The sequence below is a fragment of the Herbaspirillum sp. CF444 genome (assembly GCF_000282135.1).
Classification (GTDB): domain Bacteria; phylum Pseudomonadota; class Gammaproteobacteria; order Burkholderiales; family Burkholderiaceae_D; genus Herbaspirillum.
In genome coordinates this window covers 63,646-82,064 of the sequence record NZ_AKJW01000065.1, presented here as the reverse complement: position 1 = coordinate 82,064, position 18,419 = coordinate 63,646, and the positions used below count along the sequence as shown (strand labels likewise).

Annotated in this window: 16 protein-coding genes; 8 read left to right on the top strand and 8 right to left on the bottom strand. The window is 60.3% G+C overall.

Going from position 1 to position 18,419, the window contains the following annotated elements; translation table 11 throughout:
* Window positions 1-29 precede the first annotated feature (29 nt).
* From PMI16_RS15025 to PMI16_RS15005, 5 genes are all read right to left on the bottom strand, one after another.
* Window positions 30-836 carry a transporter substrate-binding domain-containing protein gene (locus PMI16_RS15025; protein ID WP_007880947.1) on the bottom strand — a complete coding sequence of 269 codons (807 nt, stop codon included), beginning with the start codon at window positions 834-836 and terminating at the stop codon, window positions 30-32.
* Window positions 837-887: 51 nt separating this feature from the next.
* A complete protein-coding gene (locus PMI16_RS15020; protein WP_007880946.1) occupies window positions 888-1,643 on the bottom strand; it encodes an amino acid ABC transporter ATP-binding protein in 756 nt (251 codons plus the stop codon).
* Entirely contained in the window at window positions 1,627-2,280 is a 654-nt protein-coding gene (locus tag PMI16_RS15015; protein WP_007880945.1) for an amino acid ABC transporter permease, read from the bottom strand. Before PMI16_RS15015 ends, PMI16_RS15020 begins: the two co-directional genes overlap by 17 nt.
* On the bottom strand, window positions 2,277-3,059 hold the full coding sequence (locus PMI16_RS15010; RefSeq protein WP_007880944.1) for an amino acid ABC transporter permease: 783 nt from the start codon (window positions 3,057-3,059) through the stop codon (window positions 2,277-2,279). Before PMI16_RS15010 ends, PMI16_RS15015 begins: the two co-directional genes overlap by 4 nt.
* 468 nt (window positions 3,060-3,527) lie before the next feature.
* Window positions 3,528-4,406, bottom strand: a complete 879-nt coding sequence (locus PMI16_RS15005; protein WP_007880943.1) for an NAD-dependent epimerase/dehydratase family protein — start codon at window positions 4,404-4,406, stop codon at window positions 3,528-3,530.
* A 537-nt stretch (window positions 4,407-4,943) separates the two neighbouring features.
* Here PMI16_RS15005 and kdgD point away from each other — a divergent pair.
* A complete protein-coding gene (kdgD, locus tag PMI16_RS15000; protein ID WP_034380740.1) occupies window positions 4,944-5,855 on the top strand; it encodes a 5-dehydro-4-deoxyglucarate dehydratase in 912 nt (303 codons plus the stop codon).
* Between the two features lie 48 nt (window positions 5,856-5,903).
* Window positions 5,904-6,362, top strand: a complete 459-nt coding sequence (locus PMI16_RS14995; protein ID WP_007880941.1) for a nuclear transport factor 2 family protein — start codon at window positions 5,904-5,906, stop codon at window positions 6,360-6,362.
* Between the two features lie 173 nt (window positions 6,363-6,535).
* Here the strand turns inward: PMI16_RS14995 and PMI16_RS14990 are convergent, their stop codons facing one another.
* Complete coding sequence (locus PMI16_RS14990; RefSeq protein WP_034380737.1) at window positions 6,536-8,131, bottom strand: hypothetical protein; 1,596 nt, start codon at window positions 8,129-8,131, stop codon at window positions 6,536-6,538.
* 300 nt (window positions 8,132-8,431) lie between these two features.
* On the opposite strand from PMI16_RS14990, the gene fnr reads away from it, so the two are divergent.
* Window positions 8,432-9,145, top strand: a complete 714-nt coding sequence (gene fnr, locus PMI16_RS14985) for a fumarate/nitrate reduction transcriptional regulator Fnr (RefSeq protein ID WP_081493427.1) — start codon at window positions 8,432-8,434, stop codon at window positions 9,143-9,145.
* 109 nt (window positions 9,146-9,254) lie between these two features.
* On the opposite strand, the gene hemN is transcribed toward fnr, so the two are convergent.
* Window positions 9,255-10,685 carry an oxygen-independent coproporphyrinogen III oxidase gene (gene hemN / locus PMI16_RS14980; protein ID WP_007880936.1) on the bottom strand — a complete coding sequence of 477 codons (1,431 nt, stop codon included), beginning with the start codon at window positions 10,683-10,685 and terminating at the stop codon, window positions 9,255-9,257.
* A gap of 309 nt (window positions 10,686-10,994) precedes the next feature.
* Here hemN and PMI16_RS14975 point away from each other — a divergent pair, with 309 nt between their 5' ends.
* Together PMI16_RS14975 and PMI16_RS14970 are read left to right on the top strand one after the other, a co-directional pair.
* The gene (locus PMI16_RS14975) at window positions 10,995-11,609 is read left to right on the top strand and encodes an OmpW/AlkL family protein (RefSeq protein ID WP_007880935.1); all 615 of its coding nucleotides are present in this window, start codon (window positions 10,995-10,997) and stop codon (window positions 11,607-11,609) included.
* A 250-nt stretch (window positions 11,610-11,859) separates the two neighbouring features.
* Window positions 11,860-12,978 carry a fatty acid desaturase gene (locus PMI16_RS14970; RefSeq protein WP_007880934.1) on the top strand — a complete coding sequence of 373 codons (1,119 nt, stop codon included), beginning with the start codon at window positions 11,860-11,862 and terminating at the stop codon, window positions 12,976-12,978.
* Here PMI16_RS14970 and PMI16_RS14965 read toward each other — a convergent pair.
* Window positions 12,975-15,407 (bottom strand): DUF3141 domain-containing protein, encoded by a 2,433-nt coding sequence (locus PMI16_RS14965; RefSeq protein ID WP_007880933.1) that lies wholly within the window; start codon window positions 15,405-15,407, stop codon window positions 12,975-12,977. The two genes, PMI16_RS14970 and PMI16_RS14965, sit on opposite strands and share 4 nt — an antisense overlap.
* A 187-nt stretch (window positions 15,408-15,594) precedes the next feature.
* Here PMI16_RS14965 and PMI16_RS14960 point away from each other — a divergent pair, with 187 nt between their 5' ends.
* The 3 genes from PMI16_RS14960 (at window position 15,595) to PMI16_RS14950 (ending at window position 18,333) form a co-directional block, all read left to right on the top strand.
* Window positions 15,595-16,455, top strand: a complete 861-nt coding sequence (locus PMI16_RS14960) for an HDOD domain-containing protein (protein WP_007880932.1) — start codon at window positions 15,595-15,597, stop codon at window positions 16,453-16,455.
* Between the two features lie 263 nt (window positions 16,456-16,718).
* Window positions 16,719-17,426 (top strand): N-formylglutamate amidohydrolase, encoded by a 708-nt coding sequence (locus PMI16_RS14955; protein ID WP_034380693.1) that lies wholly within the window; start codon window positions 16,719-16,721, stop codon window positions 17,424-17,426.
* A gap of 97 nt (window positions 17,427-17,523) precedes the next feature.
* On the top strand, window positions 17,524-18,333 hold the full coding sequence (locus tag PMI16_RS14950) for a transglutaminase-like domain-containing protein (protein ID WP_007880928.1): 810 nt from the start codon (window positions 17,524-17,526) through the stop codon (window positions 18,331-18,333).
* Window positions 18,334-18,419 lie beyond the last annotated feature (86 nt).

The following is an 18,419-nucleotide window of genomic DNA, read 5'->3' as shown; positions in this document are numbered from 1 at the left end:
TGTTGGTTATGCGGCGCAGTTATGCAACATTATTGCTTGGTGATGGCTGCCGGCAGGTGACGGCCGTGGAATTTGACGTAGATCGCGTCCAGCTTGCCGTTGCGGTGATTCGACACCACCCAGTTGTTGATCCATTCCTTCAGGCGCGGCTGGTTCTGGTTGAAGGCGATGCCCAGGTCGAAGTCCTTTTGGGCAAATTTCAATTCCAGGTTCTTGCCCGGTGCGCGCTTGATCATTTCAGCGAGGTTGGACGGCGTGCTGGAGAAGATTTCGACCTGACCGGTCACCATCGAGGTGATCAGCGTCGCGTCGTCTTCATAGCGCACGATTTCGGCGCCCTTGGCTTGCGCCGTCGTCAGGGTGTCGTTGACGGTGGCGCGGGTCAGACCGATGCGCTTGCCGTTGAGGTCGTTGTAATCCTTGATCTGGACGCTCTTGGGACCACCGACGATGATGGTGATGACGGCGTACGGGACCGAGAAATCGACGACCTTGGCGCGCTCAGGCGTGATCGACAAGTCGGCGATGACGACGTCGGCGCGGTTGGCTTGCAGTGTCGGGATGCGCGCGGCGTTGGTGACCGGCACGATTTCCAGCTTCACGCCCAGGTCCTTGGCGAATTGCTCGGCGGTTTCGACGTCGGAACCGGCCGGTTGGAGGTTGGCGTCGGCGAAGCTGAACAGCGGCGTACCCATGGCGATCGCCACGCGGACCTTGCCGGCCTTCTTGATGTCGTCGAGCTGGTCGGCCATGGCGACGTGCGCCAGACCGGCGGTCAGCAATGCGGCGACGCAGCTACGGGCAAAGGTGCGGACGAAGAGTGGGTTCAGTTTCATGCAGGTCTCCTTGGTTTGATTGTGTTGCAATGAAAAAATAAGGATGTCGGATTACAGGCCGTTGTTGAGGAAGGCTTGCAGTTCCGGCGTCTTGGGGCTGTCCAGCATTTCACCCGGGCCGACTTCCCATACTGTGCCCTGGTGCATGTAAATGATGCGATCGGCCACGCGCTTGGCGAAGGCCATTTCGTGGGTCACCAGCAACATGGTCATGCCGCCGGCCGCCAGGTCTTCCATCACGCGCAGCACTTCGCCGGTCAGTTGCGGGTCGAGCGCCGAGGTGACTTCGTCGAACAGCATGACCTTGGGCGCCATTGCCAGCGAACGGGCGATCGCCACGCGCTGTTGCTGGCCGCCCGATAACTGCTCGGGATAGGCGTCGGCCTTGTTGCCCAGGCCGACCTGTTCCAGCGCGGCCATCGACACGGTCAAGGCCTGCGCTTTCGACTGCTGCTTGACGTGGCGCAGCGCCAGCATGATGTTTTCCTGCACGGTCAGGTGCGGGAACAGGTTGTAGCTCTGGAACACGATGCCGACTTCCTGGCGCAGCTTGTGCAGGTCGATATGCGGATCGTCGACGCGCATGCCGCAGACTTCGATGGTGCCCGAGTCGACCTTTTCCAGACGGTCGATGCAGCGCAACGCGGTGCTCTTGCCGGAGCCGCTGGCGCCGATGATGGCGATCATCTCGCCCTTTTGCACCTCGAAGGAAACGCCCTTCAATACCTGGTTCGAGCCGAAGCTCTTGTAGATCTGGTCGAGCCTGACGATAGGATTGGTCACGGCGGTATTAACGGTTGCTGACATTGAGCTTGTTCTCCATCGATTCACTCCAGCGCGAGAGCGGGTAGCACAGTACAAAATAGAACACCCCTACCAGACTGAAAATCAGGAAAGGCTGAAAAATTGAGTTGTTGATAATCTGACCGGCGCGGGTCAGTTCGATAAAGCCGATCACCGACGCCAGCGAAGTCATCTTGATGACCTGCACCAGGAAACCCACGGTCGGCGGCAGCGACAGGCGGAAAGCCTGCGGAATGATCACCAGGCGCAGCGTCTGCCAGCGCGTCAGCGACAGGCACTCGGCGGCTTCCCATTGCGGACGCGGCATGGCTTCGACGCAACCGCGCCAGATGTCGCCCAGATAGGCGCTGGTATAGACCATCATCGCCAGCCCGGCCGCAACCAGCGCCGGCAAGGCGAAGCCGTACACCGACAAACCGAAGTAGACGATGAACAGCAGGATCAGCAGCGGAATGCCCTGGATGCACTCGATGTACACCAGCGTCGGCATCCATAGCCATCGGCGCGGAGAAATGCGCGCCAGCATGACGGCAAAACCGCCGATGCTGCCGAGGACGAAGGCCAGGCCGGACAGCACCAGCGTCCACCAGATCGACTGCACCAGATAAAGGAAATGTCCCCAGGAGAAACTGCCGATCATGATGCGCTCCCGTTGGTGTTGCTTGTGTTGGCAGCTGCGGCGGCAACCTTGGCCTGGAACGGCGGGATTGCAGGCGGGCGGCGGCGGGTGGCCTCCAGTGCGGCGCGGCGGATGACGCGGCGGCGCTTGAACAGGTATTCGCCGAAACCCCAGGCCAGCAGCTTGACCAGGATCGACAGCGCCAGGTACATGAAGGCGACCACGATATAGGTTTCCAGCGAACGGAAGGTGTCCGATTGCACGGTGTTGGCGATCGCGGTCAGTTCTTCCGCCGAGATCTGCGAAGCCATGGCCGAAGCCTGCATCATCAGCAGGAACTGGCTGGTCAGCGCCGGATAGACGCGCTCGATCGACGGTTGCAGCATGACGTGCCACGCGATGCGCCAGCGCGACAGGCCGAGGCATTCCGCCGCTTCGATCTGGCCGCGTGGTACCGATTCCAGACCGGCGCGTATGATTTCCGCAGCGTAGGCGGCGATATTGATGATCATCGCCAGCACGGCCGCGGCAAACGTCGGCATGTGGATGCCGAGGCTGGCCAGGCCGAAATACAGCAGGAAGATCTGCACCAGGAAAGGCGTATTGCGGACCGCCTCGATATAGGCGGAACAGGCCTTGGAAATATAGCGATTGCTGCCGCGCTTGAGGAAAGCGATCAGCGTGCCGACCGACACGCCGACGACGATCGCGACCGTGGTCATCTTCAGCGTCAGCCAGGCGCCGGTCAGGAAGACCGGCCAGTACGGCGCCAGAGGACCAAAATTAAGTGAAAAATCCATGCCGATGATGCCCTTTATACGTGGCTACTTTGTTCGGCGATGTAATGACAGTGGAGGACACGAGGAACAGAACAACAAGGCGATCCACCGTGAAACGAAAAACTCGATTTTCCCTGAGCTCGCGACCTTGCCGACCGGATCCGTGCTGCCGACCCCGAAGCCGTGTCGCTTGCCTGCGGTGTGTGCGTTGTTGTTATTGGTTACTGTCGCTCACCGTCACTACTACCGTCCGCTACTCCTCGTTCATGACCGGCAACATTGCGTTGTCTCCTGCCGGATACTGAACCAGGTTGGCTATCTTGCTACCCCACCCTTGCTTGCTGCTTTTGCCTCAAGCGGAGCAAAGATAGCATGGATGTACGATAACATACAATCAAAAAATGTGCATATTCACCTATCGTCGTCAACGCGCTTGTTTCGCCGTGATCTGCACGCTTTCAGGTGCAATTTCAGATGCAATAGATGCAATTATTGCGGATCGAAAGGTCCGGTCGCCGTGAACACGCCGCCCTGGTAGACGCGCACCGGGTCATCCGCAGCCGGCATCGGCTGCGCTTCGATTTTGGCCCGGAACGCCTCGGAGCTGTCGCGCGCCTGGAAGCCCAGGTGGGCGGCGTAGCGATTGCTCCACCAGGTCGAGGGATTATCAGACATCCCATATACGACGGTATGACCGACGCGGGGCGTGAACAGGCAGCAGCGCAGCAACTCGGTCAGGTCGTCATAGCTGAGCCAACTGGCCAGCGAGCGGCGATCCTTTGGCTCCGGGAACGACCAGCCGATGCGGATGCTGACGGTCTCGATGCCGTAACGGTCGAAGTTGAACTGCGCCATGTCTTCGCCGTACGACTTCGACAGGCCGTAATAGCCATCGGGACGGCGCAGGTCGCGCACGTCGATTTTCTCGTCCTGACGATAGAAACCCGTCACATGGTTCGAGCTGGCGAACACCACGCGCTTGACGCCGTGACGGCGCGCCGCTTCGTAGACATGGAAGATGCCTTTAATATTGGCTTCCAGGATTTCTTCAAACGGCCGTTCAACCGATACGCCGCCCAGATGGACGATGGCATCGCAGCCGGCGATCAGCGCGTCCATCGCCGCGCGGTCGGCCAGATTGCAGGGCATCACTTCTTCATGCGCCGCCGGCTCGCCCGTCAAGGCTGCCTCCAGATCGGACACGCGCAGCACGTCGGCAAACGCCGCCAGTCGCGGCCGCAAGACCTTGCCGAGGCCGCCGCCGGCGCCCGTCAATAACAGGCGACCGAATTTGGATTGCTGCGGCTCTTGTGCTTCCTTGCTTGAATCTGCTTCATGCGCTGTTTCATGCGCTGCTTGGTCTGCCATGTTCAATACTTCCAGTTTTGGGGTGTCTCGGGTCATGCCTGGATCGTCGCCGGTCGCGTCTGTCGCTTATATTGACCGGCCTTGCGCGCCTGGTCCGCGCTGGCGTTATCTGTTTACGTGTTACGTTGTCTTATAACGCAAGCAAGGATTATCAGTCTCGCTGTAATTCCTTGTCAAACAAAGTCCGCGTCACCATCAAAATAATATCGCATTGCGACGCATCAATCCGGATGAGCAAACAAGATGGGCCGGCGCCCCGACATGAGAAATTACATTAACTTTAAATTGTTTAAAATAACTAATAAATACATAAACTTAAAATACAAATTTAAAGTAAATTAACACCATATGCAGGGCATCTGCAATGGCACTGAATGCACCGCAATAATCCTTCCACGACGCCCTCCTTGCGCTACCTGCACTATCAAAAAATCGCATAACGCCATTGGCAAATGCTGAAATCGCATTGTATGATGACTGATAACAAATAAAATGAAATCCAAGCGAGACTATTCTTCCAGCCACTCCTACGCCATCATGACGCCACAAGAACTTAAATCCATCATGGGCTCCGGCCTGCTTTCGTTTCCCCTGACCGACTTCGACGCCAACGGCGACTTCAATCGCCGCGGCTACATCGAGCGCCTGGAATGGCTGGCTCCCTACGGCGCCAGCGCGCTGTTCGCCGCCGGCGGCACCGGCGAGTTCTTCTCGCTGACCGGCCAGGAATACCCGACCATCATCCAGACGGCGGTGGAAACCTGCCGCGGCAAGGTGCCGATCATCGCCGGCGCCGGCGGCCCGACCCGCTACGCCATCGAATGCGCGCAAGCCGCTGAAAAAGCCGGCGCGCACGGCATCCTGCTGCTGCCCCACTACCTGACCGAAGCCGATCAGGACGGTCTGGCGGCGCACGTGGAAGCTGTCTGCAAGAGCGTCAAGTTCGGCGTCATCGTCTACAACCGCGGCCAGTGCCGCCTGATGCCCGCCACCCTGGCCCGTCTGGCCGAGCGCTGCCCCAACCTGGTCGGTTTCAAGGACGGCATCGGCGATATCGAACTGATGTCTTCGATCTACATGAAGATGGGCGACCGCTTCGCCTACCTCGGCGGCCTGCCGACCGCCGAAGTCTATGCCGCCGCCTACAAGGCACTGGGCACGCCGGTGTATTCCTCGGCGGTGTTCAACTTCATCCCGAAAACCGCGATGGAGTTCTATCACGCCGTCGCCAACGACGACATGACCACCCAGCATCGCCTGTTGCGCGAGTTCTTCATGCCCTACCTGGAGATCCGCAACCGCATGCAGGGCTACGCGGTCAGCATCGTCAAGGCCGGCGCCCGCCTGGTCGGCCACGATGCCGGTCCGGTGCGTCCGCCGCTGACAGATCTGAACACCGCGGAGTCCGATGCACTCGGCGCCTTGATCGCCAAGCTGGGTCCGCAATAAGAATTACCGCTGGAATGACGCACCACCACAAAAAACCAAGGAGACAAGATGTTCAAGAAATGGATGTATCTCTGCAGCGCCATGGCATGCTCGATGGTCATCGCTCAAGGCGCGGCCGCCGCGCCGACCGCCGACGAACAAGCCGTTGCGACCGCCGTTGAAAAACTGCGCGCCGCCATGACTTCGCCGATCGACCGCGCTGCGCTGGAACAACTGGTGGACAACCACCTGAGCTACGGCCACTCCAGTGGCGTCGTGCAGACCAAGGCCGAATTCATCGGCCAACTGGTCAGCGGCGAATCGACTTTCGTCAGCATCACGTTGTCCGACCAGACCGTGAACGTACAGCAAGACGTGGCGGTCGTGCGCCACACGCTGACGGCGGCAACCAACGACTCCGGCAAGCCGGGCAACGTGTCGCTCAAGATCCTCATGGTCTGGAAGAAAACCGGCGGTCAGTGGCATCTGCTGGCGCGCCAGGCCGTACGATTTGCGGCGCCGACCTGATTCAGGCCTGTTGCCGTAAAACAAAAAACCGAAGCTCGGGCTTCGGTTTTTTTATGGGCACCGCAGCATTCCGACCGGGCGCTGGCGGCGATTGCCGAGAACGTCGGCTATGAATCGGAAACCGCTTTCAACAAGGCCCTTCAAGCGCTGGAGCGTACAGACTGCGTGAAAGATTACTGCGATGACGTGGACTTGCGGCCGCTCAGTTGCGCCGGGTCCACCTGAAAAACCACCATGCTGTTGATCGATGCCAGCGTTTGTTCCCAGCCATAGGCATCCAGCGACGTACGCTTGTTGTCGCCGCTCTGCGCGGCCTTGAACTGCTTGAGGTAATCCATCACCCACGTCGAAGACGACGGCGTCGTCACATCCGATTCCAGATTCCCCATGACATATTTCTGAACGCGCGTCGACTGGCTGGCCGACTGCGTCAGCGAGGCCCTGGTGAGCGCACCCAGGCTGTAGGCGATGTTGGCTTCGCTGCTGGCGCGGTCGTCGATCTGGGTATAGCGGTAGTTTTGCGAATTCTTGTCCGTCGTCAGCCGCAACGGCAGGCCCGGGATCAGCGACTCGTGATAGCTGGCGCTCAGGTGCGACTGCTGGCGCTGCGTGATGGCGCGGTTCAGTTGGCCGTTCCCCTTGACGGTGCTGTTTTGCGAGACATCATAGGCGAAGCTGTCGGACTCGTTTCCGTGCATCGGGTTGGTGAACTGGGAATTCTGCGTCACCGATGCCGTGAAATCGGCCAGGCCGGTGAGCACGCTGTGGTCTTCGGCGTTGAGCTTGAAGACGCCCGGCATGCCGGCCTGCTGTTGCGTCGCCGGATAGTTGCTGTTCATTTCTGAAAACGCGTCCTTGAACATCGCCATCAGCGAAGGATCGCCATGCCCGCGCGTCTGTTCATAGTCGAACTGTTTCAGGTAACCGGCGATGGCCTGGGCCTGCTGCCTGGCGTTGCCGAGGATCGCCGGATTGCTCATGTCGACGGCCACCTTCATGGCCCCCATCGGTCCGCTGGAATTGACCGACCTCGACTTGCTGTCGGCGTGGAAATCGATCACCTGGCTGTCGCCGCCGACCTTCACGCTGGCGTGCAGGTCCACCGAAGCCAGCACCGTCGTATCGAACTGGGTCAGGCCCGCCAGGTCCATGTGCGGCGGATTGGCTGCCAGCCCGTCGATGGCCTTCTGGAAAGCGCCGGACAGCTTGGACAGCGCCGCGCGATCGCCGTCGCTGAGCGCGCCCTTGGCGACCTTCACGTCGACGGCCAGGCCGGTGTCGGTGCTGCCCAGCGTCAATTCGACCTGCGCGCCGCCGACGGTCTGGATGTTCAGGGTGATCTGATTGTCCGGCGTTTTGTGCAATTGCGACTGCATCGTCGTTTCCATCAGATTGCCGGGCGCCATGCCTGCCGCGAACTGCATCACCGACTGCGAGAAATTGCTCGCCTCGGTGTCGAAACGCCCCAGCAAAGCCGCGCCGAGGTCTTTGAAGCGCAAGGCCAGCGGCAAGGCGTTGTTGTTCCCCGCCATCAATTTGCTGACGGCGTCCGTCGAGGTCTTTTCCCAGACCGGCGGCGGTGGCGGCTTGACGGCAGGCAGCGTATAGATTTGCGCGCTGCCCGCCCCCGACTGGCCGAGCGTTACCGTGGTGACGGACTGCGTTGTATTCTGCCCGGAAGAATTGCTCGCCGGCGTTGTTGCTTTATCCGTCGGTACGGACGACGAGACGGCGGGGCTCGATACGCCCAGCGAAGACACGTTTGTCATAGTGGCAATCTGATGGACGACAAGCACATCGCTCATCGTTAGCTGCTTTACGGTTATTTTCCCGAAATCTTTACAATTCCTTCCAGATTGAACTCGCACTCACGACGCCAATGCTTGCTGAGACGCGCTCTCTTGATCCAGATCAAAGACCCGCCAGATACCCTCGTCCGCGGCATCCATCGCCCTCCCGTCTGCGCTATATTGGACAAAACAACCATCCGCGCGGGTGTTTGCACGCCCTCGCGCTTCCACGCCATGAGCAAGCTTCAGCCGATCCAGCGATCACCCACTTTTTCTCCCATGAAAACCAGCTGCGCGAACTGCAGCATGCACCAGTTGTGTTTGCCGATGGGACTCGACAATGCCGATATGGATCGTCTCGACCAGATCATCGGTCGCCGTCGCCGCGTGGCCCGCGGTGAAAGCCTGTATCGCATGGATGACCCGTTCGGCAGCCTGTACGCGATCCGTCTCGGTCACTTCAAGACTTACCAGCTCAACCCCGCCGGCGAACAGCAGATCACCGGCTTTCAGATGGCGGGCGAACTGATGGGCATGGACGCCATCGGCACCGACAAGCATCACTGCAACGTTGCCGCGCTGGAAGACAGCGAGGTATGCGAGATTCCGTTTCAGCGGCTGGAAGAGTTGTTCGGCGTCATCCCGATGCTGCTGCGCCATTTCCATCGCATCATGAGCCAGGAAATCACGCGCGAGCAAAACGCCATGCTCCTGCTCGGCAACATGCGCGCGGAGCAACGCTTCGCCGCCTTCCTCGTCAATCTGTCCTCGCGTTACGCGGCGCGCGGCTATTCGCCGACCCGCTTCCAGCTGCGCATGTCGCGCGAGGATATCGGCAACTACCTCGGCCTGACGATAGAGAGCATCAGCCGCCTGGTGTCGCGCTTTCGCAAACTGGGCTGGCTCGGCGTCGACAAGCGCGAAATCCAGCTGCTCGCCCCGGATCGCCTCAAGGCGCTGGCGGCCGGGGCGGAAGCCTGCCCTGTGGCTTAAATCACCGTCGTCCTGACGAAAGTCAGGTCCCGGCGTCGTATCGACCTTCTTCACGACACTGGGTCCCAGCGTGCGCTGGGACGACGACAATAAAAATATCCTGCTCCGCTCAGATCGTGCGGGAATACCGCTGCGGCTGAATCTGCCGCTGCCGCGCGCTCCGCAAGTGGCGGTCAAACACCATGCAGATATTGCGGATCAGCAGGCGTCCTTTGGTCGTGACGGTGATCCACTCGTCGTCGATCGTCACTAGGCCGTCCTGTGCCAGCCGGTGCAGGCTCTCCAGCTCGCTCCCGAAATAGTCGCCGAAGGTGATCGGATAAGCCGTCTCGACGGAAGCAATCGACAATTCGAAATTGCACATCAGGCGCTGGATGATCAGGCGCCGCAGCACATCGTCCATGCTCAACTGCATGCCGCGCACGATGGGCAGTTCGTTCCCGTCGATGGCGTCGTAGTACGCGTCCAGCGTCTTGACGTTCTGGCTGTAGGTCGAAGCGACGGCGCTGATGGCCGAGACCCCGCAGGCCACCATGTCCGACTCCGCATGCGTGGAATAGCCCTGGAAATTGCGATGCAAACGCCCTTGCTGCTGGGCGATCGCCAGATCGTCATCGGGCAGCGCGAAATGATCCATGCCGATATAGACGTAGCCGGCGTCGGTCAGGCGGCGTATGCCCAGCGCCAGCATGTCCAGCCGTGCCTCCGCCCCAGGCAATGCTTGTTCGTCGATGCGGCGCTGCGGTTTGAACAGATGCGGCAGATGCGCGTAGTTGTAGAGCGAGATGCGGTCGGGCGCGGCGCGAATCACCTTGTTCAGCGTCTGCGCCATGCCGATCACGTTCTGCCCCGGCAGGCCGTAGATCAGGTCGATGCTGACGGAGCGATAGTCGGCGTCGCGCGCGGCGCGGATGATGTCCAGCGTCAGGTGCTCGGGCTGCAGACGGTTGACGGCCTTCTGCACCACCGTGTCGAAATCCTGCACGCCCAGGCTGAGCCGGTTGAAACCTTGCCTGCGCAGGCTGGCGACGCGTTCGGCGGAGACCGTGCGCGGATCGACCTCGATGGAATATTCTCCCGCTTCATCGCCGGCAAAGCGGAACCAGCGCTGCAAATGCGCCATCAGGTCCGCCATTTGCGCGTCGGAGATATACGTCGGCGTGCCGCCGCCCAGATGCAGCTGCTCGACCTGGTTCATGCCGTCGAACAGCTTGCCCTGCATTTCGATCTCGTGCTTGAGGTAACTCAGGTAGGTCGCCGCCTTGTCGCGGTTCCTGGTGATGATCTTGTTGCAGGCGCAGTAGTAGCAGATGTTTTCGCAGAACGGGATGTGCACATAGAGCGACAAGGGATTGCGGCTGCCGCGCGTGCGCAGCCCCGACACCGCCTGCAGGTAATCGCGATAGCCGAAAGCGTCGCTGAAGCGGTCGGCGGTCGGATAGGACGTATATCTCGGGCCGGACTGGCTCAGCTTGCGCACCAGTTGCGCGTCGAATTCGACGGATGGTTCGGCGACCATCGGCATTGCGGATACCACCATGTTTTTAGCTCCAGATGCGACCGTGCAGTGTTGCCATGCCGAAGTGGCAAGGCATGCGATGCCGATCACCGCAAGTCTAATGAGGTCGGCCTTCACCCATGTTGACCTACATCAAAAGGGCCGAAAACACGGATGAAATCGCCTGTCGGAGAGGTCCGGCGAGGCGTTCTTTGCTGCTGTGCCGGCGGCTTCTTTTTCTTTTTTGATCAACATCAAATCCCCGTTCCGGCATCACGCGTACATTTCGCTGCGTCGCAACTTGATTCACAACAAGGCGCTTTCATCGAGAGGAGGCGCGAGGAAACCATCATGAAAAAGACCGCAATGCTGTTGGCGCTGACTAGCGCCATGACTGCCTCGTCCTTCGCTGCCGCACAGGAAGGTTCTTGGCTGGTGCGAGTACGCGCCGTCAACATCAGCCCGGACAACAAGTCCGATCCGGTCGGCGGCGTCGGCGCGTCCGACCGTCTGAGCGTCAGCTCCAAGACCATTCCCGAAGTCGACATCAGCTACTTCCTCACGCCCAACTGGGCCGCCGAGCTGATCCTGACCTATCCGCAAAAACACGACGTGCGCCTGGACGGCCAGAACATCGGCAGCTTCAAGCACCTGCCGCCGACCTTGCTGGCGCAATACCATTTCACGCCCTCGTCGACCGTCAGCCCCTATGTCGGCGCCGGCATCAACTACACCCGCATTTCCGACGTCAACCTGCTCAACGGCGGCGCGCGCCTGGAAAACCACAGCATCGGCGGCGCCTTGCAGGCCGGCGTCGATTTCAAGCTGGATAGCCACTGGCTGATCAACGTCGACGTGAAAAAAGTGCAAATCCGCAGCGACGTGCTGGCCGCCGACGGCAGCAAGCTGAGCACGGTGAAGATCGATCCATGGCTGATCGGCGTCGGCGTGGGCTATCGGTTCTGATCGATGCTCAAACGATGGCTGATTGACGCCACTGGGTCCCAGCGTTCGCTGGGACGACAGAGGAAAATTTCGGCTATTCGGATGAATAACTGCCAGCAATGGCTTACGCACCCTGTTCAATTCTTTGCTCAATCGCCCTGACGACATCAAAGACATAACCCGTCGTCCCAGCGCACGCTGGGACCCAGTGTCGTACGCACTCGCATGATTTGAAAAACAACACCAGCACAAGCTTCCAAGGTTTTATCCCATGCCGCATCTTGCTTCCAAATTGACACCCATCTCTCCCTATGCGCCCATGCCGCACCGCAAGATAATCCGCTCCTGGCTGGAACCCATCGTCGCGCGCAGCACGCCGCTGGCCATTACGCTGGTGCTGCTGGATTTTTGCCTGTTCGGTTTGTCGCTGGCGGCGACCGTGTGGGTGTACAACCCGATCGCCAAGCTGCTGCTGGGCATGCTGACCGGCTTCATCATCGGCCGCCTGTTCATCCTCGGACATGACGCCTGCCACCAGAGCTTTACCGCCAATCGCCGCCTCAACGCCTGGCTCGGCCGGCTGGTCTTCATGCCGTCGCTGACGCCCTACAGCCTGTGGGCGATCGGTCATAACGTCGTGCATCACGGCTACACCAACCTCAAGGGTTTCGACTTCGTCTGGCAGCCGCATTCGCTGCAGGAATTCCAGGCGCTGCCGCGCTGGCGCCGCAGGCTGGAACGCCTCTATCGCAGCGGCTGGGCGCCGTGGCTGTATTACACCGTGGACATGTGGTGGAAGAAAATGTACTTCCCCTCGCGCAAGCAAATGCCGACGCGCCGCGCCGAGTTCGTCTGGGACGGCGTGCTGGTCAGCGCCGCGGCGGCGATCTGGATTGCCGGATTGGGATGGGCGGCGCAGGCGACGGGCCAGTCGTTCTGGACCTTGCTGCTGACGGCCTTCGTGGCGCCGCTGCTGTTCTGGAAGGCGATGATCGGCTTCGTCGTCTACGTGCATCACACCCACGTCGAGGTCGCCTGGTATCGGGACAAGGCGGAATGGGCCGCCGCCCAGCCCTTCGTCTCGACCACCGTGCACCTGAGCTTCCGCCACGGCATCGGCGCCGCCTTGCATCACATCATGGAACACACCGCCCACCACGTCGACATGAGCGTGCCGCTGTACCGCCTGAAGCAGGCGCAAAAGATGCTGGAAACCATGCTGCCCGGCCGCATCGTGATCCAGAAGTTTTCCTGGCGCTGGTACTTCGACACGGCGCGGCGCTGCAAGCTATATGACTTCGACCGCCTGTGCTGGACCGACTTCAAGGGTCGTCCGACCAGCACCCCGTTAAGAGTAGTTGTGGAAGCGGCTTGGCAACCGAAGGCCTAAGCCGCCTTTGCTGCCGTCTTGCTCCTTGTTGCAGGTGTTGTCGCGGGCTTGGCGGCAGCTTTTTTAACCGGCGCCGGTTTTGCCTTCGCTGCGGCAGGTTTCCTGACTGCAGGTTTGGCAGCCGTCCTGGTTGGCGCCTTGGCTGCCGGCTTCGCCGCGGGCCTGGCGGCCCCCTTCGCCACCTTCGGCTCCGGCTTCTCCAGCGCATCGGTCAGCTTGCGCGCCAGGCCGATCACGCGTTGCGGATCGACGCCCAGCGTGCCGATCAGGAATTCGATGATTTCCGAACGCGGATTGGCCAGCGTCGGCTCGATCATCATCACGGCCGCCGACACCGCCAGCGCGCGCTCGCGTGTCCCGGTATCGGGCAGCAGTTGCTCCAGCGCATTCAGGGCCTCGATCGGCGCCACCGCCGTGATGCGCGCCTGTTCCTTCAACAGTTGCACCCAGTTGGTCTTGGCCGACACGCTGGCATGCATGCTCGGCAATTGTGCCAGCAGGCGCGCCAGGCGCAGGCTGCGGCGTTCGAAGGCGCCGATGGAAATCATCCCGGCGACCACGATGCGGCATACCGCTTCGGCGAAACCGCCCTCGGCAATGCGACCCAGCGCCGACTCGCGATAGCTTTCCAGCTCGCGCAAGGCGCGCTCATGCGCGATGACGGCATCCGGTTCCTGCGGCTTGAGCCAGGCGCCCAAGCCTTCCGGACCGAAGATCTGGCGCGTCATCTTCACCGTGCGTGCGTCGCGGCGATCGCGGTAGGCGTTGAGCTCGTCGGTGATCTGTTCGGCGATCTTCTTTTCCCATTGCCTGAGCGGGTGATCGTCGCCGACCGTGACGCGATTGGCGCGCGCTTCCGCGGCCTTCTGCCGGATGAACGGCGCCAGCATGAAGGTATCGGAAAACAGTTGCCGCTGCATGCGCAAGGGATTGAGCTTGACCATGGTGTTGGCGACTTCGCGCGTGGCGGTCATCTTCACCCAGGGACGTACATAGGTCTTGTACAGATTGGCGTTGAACTCCGACCATTGCGCGATGGTGGAAAACATCGCCTCTTCCTCGCGGCCTTCCGGATTGATCTTGCGGATGTCTTCCATGGTGCGATGCTCGTAATGCACCGTGTAGTCGCCCGGCTCCAGCTCGTCCCAGCGTTGCTCCTCTTTGCCCGCCTTGGCTTCCAGCTTCATCTCATACAAGCCTGGCGGCAGGCTTTCGATGACGTCCAGCGACGTCACCAACTGGTCGTGCTCCTTCAGCGCAATCGAGCCGCCGACGAAGATGCCGAGATGACCGACGCTCTCGTGCAGCACATAGATGATGGTGCGGCCCGCGGCGGTGATCGCGCGCTCGTCGCCCCAGGTGTCGATGATCCAGTTCAGCGCCTGCGGCGGCGGCGTGATGTTGTCGCCCCACGAGGCGAACACCACGATCGGCGAGGTGATGTTGCGCAAGTCGATGGGCTTGTCGCCGGCCATCATGGTGCCGCGCGCGAGCTTGTTGCCGACGAACAGGTTCTCGACAATCGACTCGATCTCGCTGCCGGTCATGCGGAAATAGCCGCCCCACCAGCGCTCGAATTCGAGGAAGCGCTCGGCTTCGGTGTCGACGCCGGACCAGAGGTTGTAGTACTTGTTCCACCAGGTATTGGCGGGATTGAGCTTCTCGAAATTCTCGACCAGATAGGCGCCGTCGAAACGGTCCGCGCCCAGGTCGCTGGTCATCGACGCCAGCCACGAGCCGCCCAGCGATGCGCCGCTGTAGCGCATGGGATTGAGTTGCGAGCTGCCAGCCCAGTAAGACACCGGTGCCCCGACGATCATCAGCGGGCCGAACAAATCGGGACGGCGCGCATTCAACGCCATCATCGCCCAGCCGGCCTGGCAATTGCCGATCACCACCGGCTTGGCCGTGCATTGCGGATGGCGCCTGATGACTTCCTCCAGAAACAACGCCTCGGTGTCCATCACGGTCAACAGCGTCTGGCCGTCTTCCGGCTCGGGCCGGAAGGTCACGAAATACACCGTGTGCCCGGCGCGCATGGCCATGCCCACTTCCGAATCGAACTTGAAGCCGCCGATGCCGGGACCATGCCCGGCGCGCGGATCCACCACCATCACCGGACGTGCATCGGCCTTGACCGGCATGCTGGCCGGCGGCTGCAGGCGCAGCAAGGCGTAATTGCAGGGATTGGGCAGGTCGTGGCCGTCCATCACCACCTCATGCTCGAACTTCAGCAGCGGCGGCGTGCCTTGGTCGAGATGTTCGAGATAGTTGTTGCCGCGATCGAGCAAGGTGTCGAGGAACAGATAGGTACGCTGCACGGCGTCCGTCATGTACGCACCGACGTCGCCCAATTGCGGAAAAACCAAAGCTGGAGCGGTTTGTGGCGCGCTTTCCTCGGTTTGACCAGGTTTCTTACGCGTTGCCATGGTGCCACTCCTTCGATGGTGGTGCGACGATTTATACAACGATCCGGAACATCATACCGAGAAAGACGTGATTAAATTCTCTGATCTCTGCGACAATAAAACCGCAATTCTTTGAATTGAGTGTACGCAAAATTTGTGAAGTCAGAGTTACTGAATTGATGCAACGTTGACACAGAGGGAACACCGCATGGAACTGAAGAGCCTGGTCGATCAGCCGAACAAGCTGCCCACCGTCCCCAAAGTCGTACAGCAGCTTATTGAAAGCTTCAATTCCGAAGACATTTCCGCCAACGAAATCGCCCACCTGATCGCCAGCGATCCGGCCCTGAGCGCCAAATTGTTGCGCCTGGCCAATTCGGCCTACTTCCACGTCTCGCGCACGGTCGGCACGGTCGACGACGCGCTGCGCATGCTCGGCTTCGTGATGGTGCGCAACCTGGTGCTGGGCAACGGCATGGTCGCCGCCTTCAAGAACACCAAGGGCATGGATCTGCAGCAGTTCTGGCGCTACAACCTCTACACCGCCTGCGCCGCGCGCTGGCTGGCGCACGAAGGTGGAGACAACGGCGACACCGTCTTCACGCTGGGCATGATGCACGGCATCGGCCAGTTGCAACTGCACGCCGTTGCGCCCACCGACATGGCGCCGCTGGACAAGCAAATGAACGTCCTCGACGCCGGCCGCGCCGCACTCGAAAAGGAAAAACTCGGTTTCCACTACGCCGACGTTTCCGCCGAACTGGCGAAGATCTGGAATTTCCCCGAATCGCTGAGCACCGCGCTGCAAGACGTGCCTGATCCGCTGTCACCGAATCCGTTCAACAAAGCCGCCGCCTGGGTCCACCTCGGCGCCTGGCGCGCCCGCGCCGAAGTGCTGGAACTGAGCGATGAAGAAATGGTGGAAAGCTATCCTGTCGCCATCGCGAAGAAACTCGGCGTCGACGCCAGTTGGGCGCCAGCATTGATCGCGCATGCGAAGGACCGGGCGGACCGGGCGATGCCGCCGTTGAAGGAGTTGACTGAGGGCTTGGATGCGATGCTGGAATAAGCCAATCGGCGGGCCCCGGCGTGACGGCGGCTCCTTATTCCGTGCAGGATTCTTTGCCGGGTATCGAACACTGCCGGGCTAGCTGTCTCAGATACAAGCGTCTCTCCGCGCATACGTGTTACTGTGTGTTCGTGCGTATCGGCGCCCCTGCTTTCGCTGTTTTACAGAACCGCCAAAACAGTCAATCTCACCCCCTTCCAGTCGGCACAGCGTAGTAACGGTGTTTCGTCGGGCATCTGAACACATAGTGCGAAGGGGTCTCGATTTATTCTTTCATCATCACCTGCGAACACGGCGGCAATTGCATCCCCGCGCCCTACGACGTCCTGTTCCGGGACGAGCAGGCTTTGCTCGATTCTCACCGCGGCTACGATGCCGGAGCACTGCTGATGGCGCAGAAGCTGGCGACGGCCTTCGACGGTGCGCTTGTGACTGCCACCGTGAGCCGTTTGCTGGTTGACCTCAATCGTTCGATTGGTCATCCGCGACTCTTCTCGACGACAACGCGTCGTTTATTACCGGCAACGCGCAAAGAAATCCTGGCGCAATACTATCGCCCTTACCGCGAGCAAGTCGAAGGCCTTGTCAGGCAAGCAGTGTCTGAGGGAAAGCGCGTGATACACATTTCTTCCCACAGTTTTACGCCTGAACTGAATGGCAAAGTGCGACGCGCCGACGTTGGTTTGCTGTATCACCCCGCGCGGGATGGCGAAGTCAGATTATGCGCACACTGGCAGGCAAGCCTGGCCGCACTTGCGCCGACGCTGCGTGTACGCCGCAACTACCCTTATGCCGGCAAAGGCGACGGTTTGACCGCCTACCTGCGCTTGCGCTTCGCATCGTCCGCCTATATCGGGATCGAAGTGGAGGTCAATCAGCATATCGTGCAGCAGGAAGCTGCTCGGTGGACAGAGCTGGGCATCATGCTGCCGGACAGCTTGCGCGCGGCATGCGCCATGGCTATTCCGTAACAGGCGCACTTCATTGCAAACGATCTTATTACCTCCCGCAGCTTAACCTCAGCCGTTTTTCATGCTTATGTAAGGCGGCTGAACACCGGAACCTGTCATGAAAATCCATATCGGTTTTGAAATGATTTACGATTGCCCGCAACCCACTCCCATGATTTTCAACCTGAACGTCCACTTCACGCGGGTATCGGATCTGGTCAGCCGCGACGATCTGATGTTCGATCCGCCGGTTCCGAGAATGGCTTACCGCGACAGTTTCGGCAACTGGTGTACGCGCATCATCGCCCCGCAAGGCCGCATCCGCATTTCTGCCGACGCCATCGTCAACGATAGCGGCATTCCCGATGTGCTCTCTCCGCAGGCTCGACAGCTTGCCGTGCAAGATCTGCCGGAAGAGCCGCTGCTGTTTCTGCTCGGCAGCCGCTACTGCGAAACGGACCGCCTGTCGGAAACCGCGTGGCAACTCTTTGAGCATGCCCCCACCGGCTGGGGCCGTGTGCAGGCAATCTGCGATTACGTCCATCACCATATTACTTTCGGCTATGAAAACGCACGCATGACGCGCACGGCGCTGGAAGCGTTTCAGGAAAAAGTCGGCGTCTGCCGCGATTACACCCATCTGGCGGTCGCTTTTTGCCGCTGCATGAACATCCCGGCGCGTTATTGCACCGGCTATCTGGGCGACATCGGCACACCGCCGCCGCATGGCACGATGGATTTTGCTGCGTGGTTCGAGGTTTTTCTGGACGGCAACTGGCATACCTTCGATGCTCGCAACAACACGCCACGCATAGGCAGAGTCTTGATCGCCCGGGGGCGCGACGCCGCCGATGTTGCACTCAACAATACCTTCGGCCCCAATACGTTGAGCAGATTCAAGGTGTGGACGGATGAAGTCAGACATTAATGGCCGGCTCGCTCAAAAAACCTACTCATCAGTATTTAATCAGGAATCCCCCGATAGTCTTTCTGCACGGACATGCCAAAATGAAC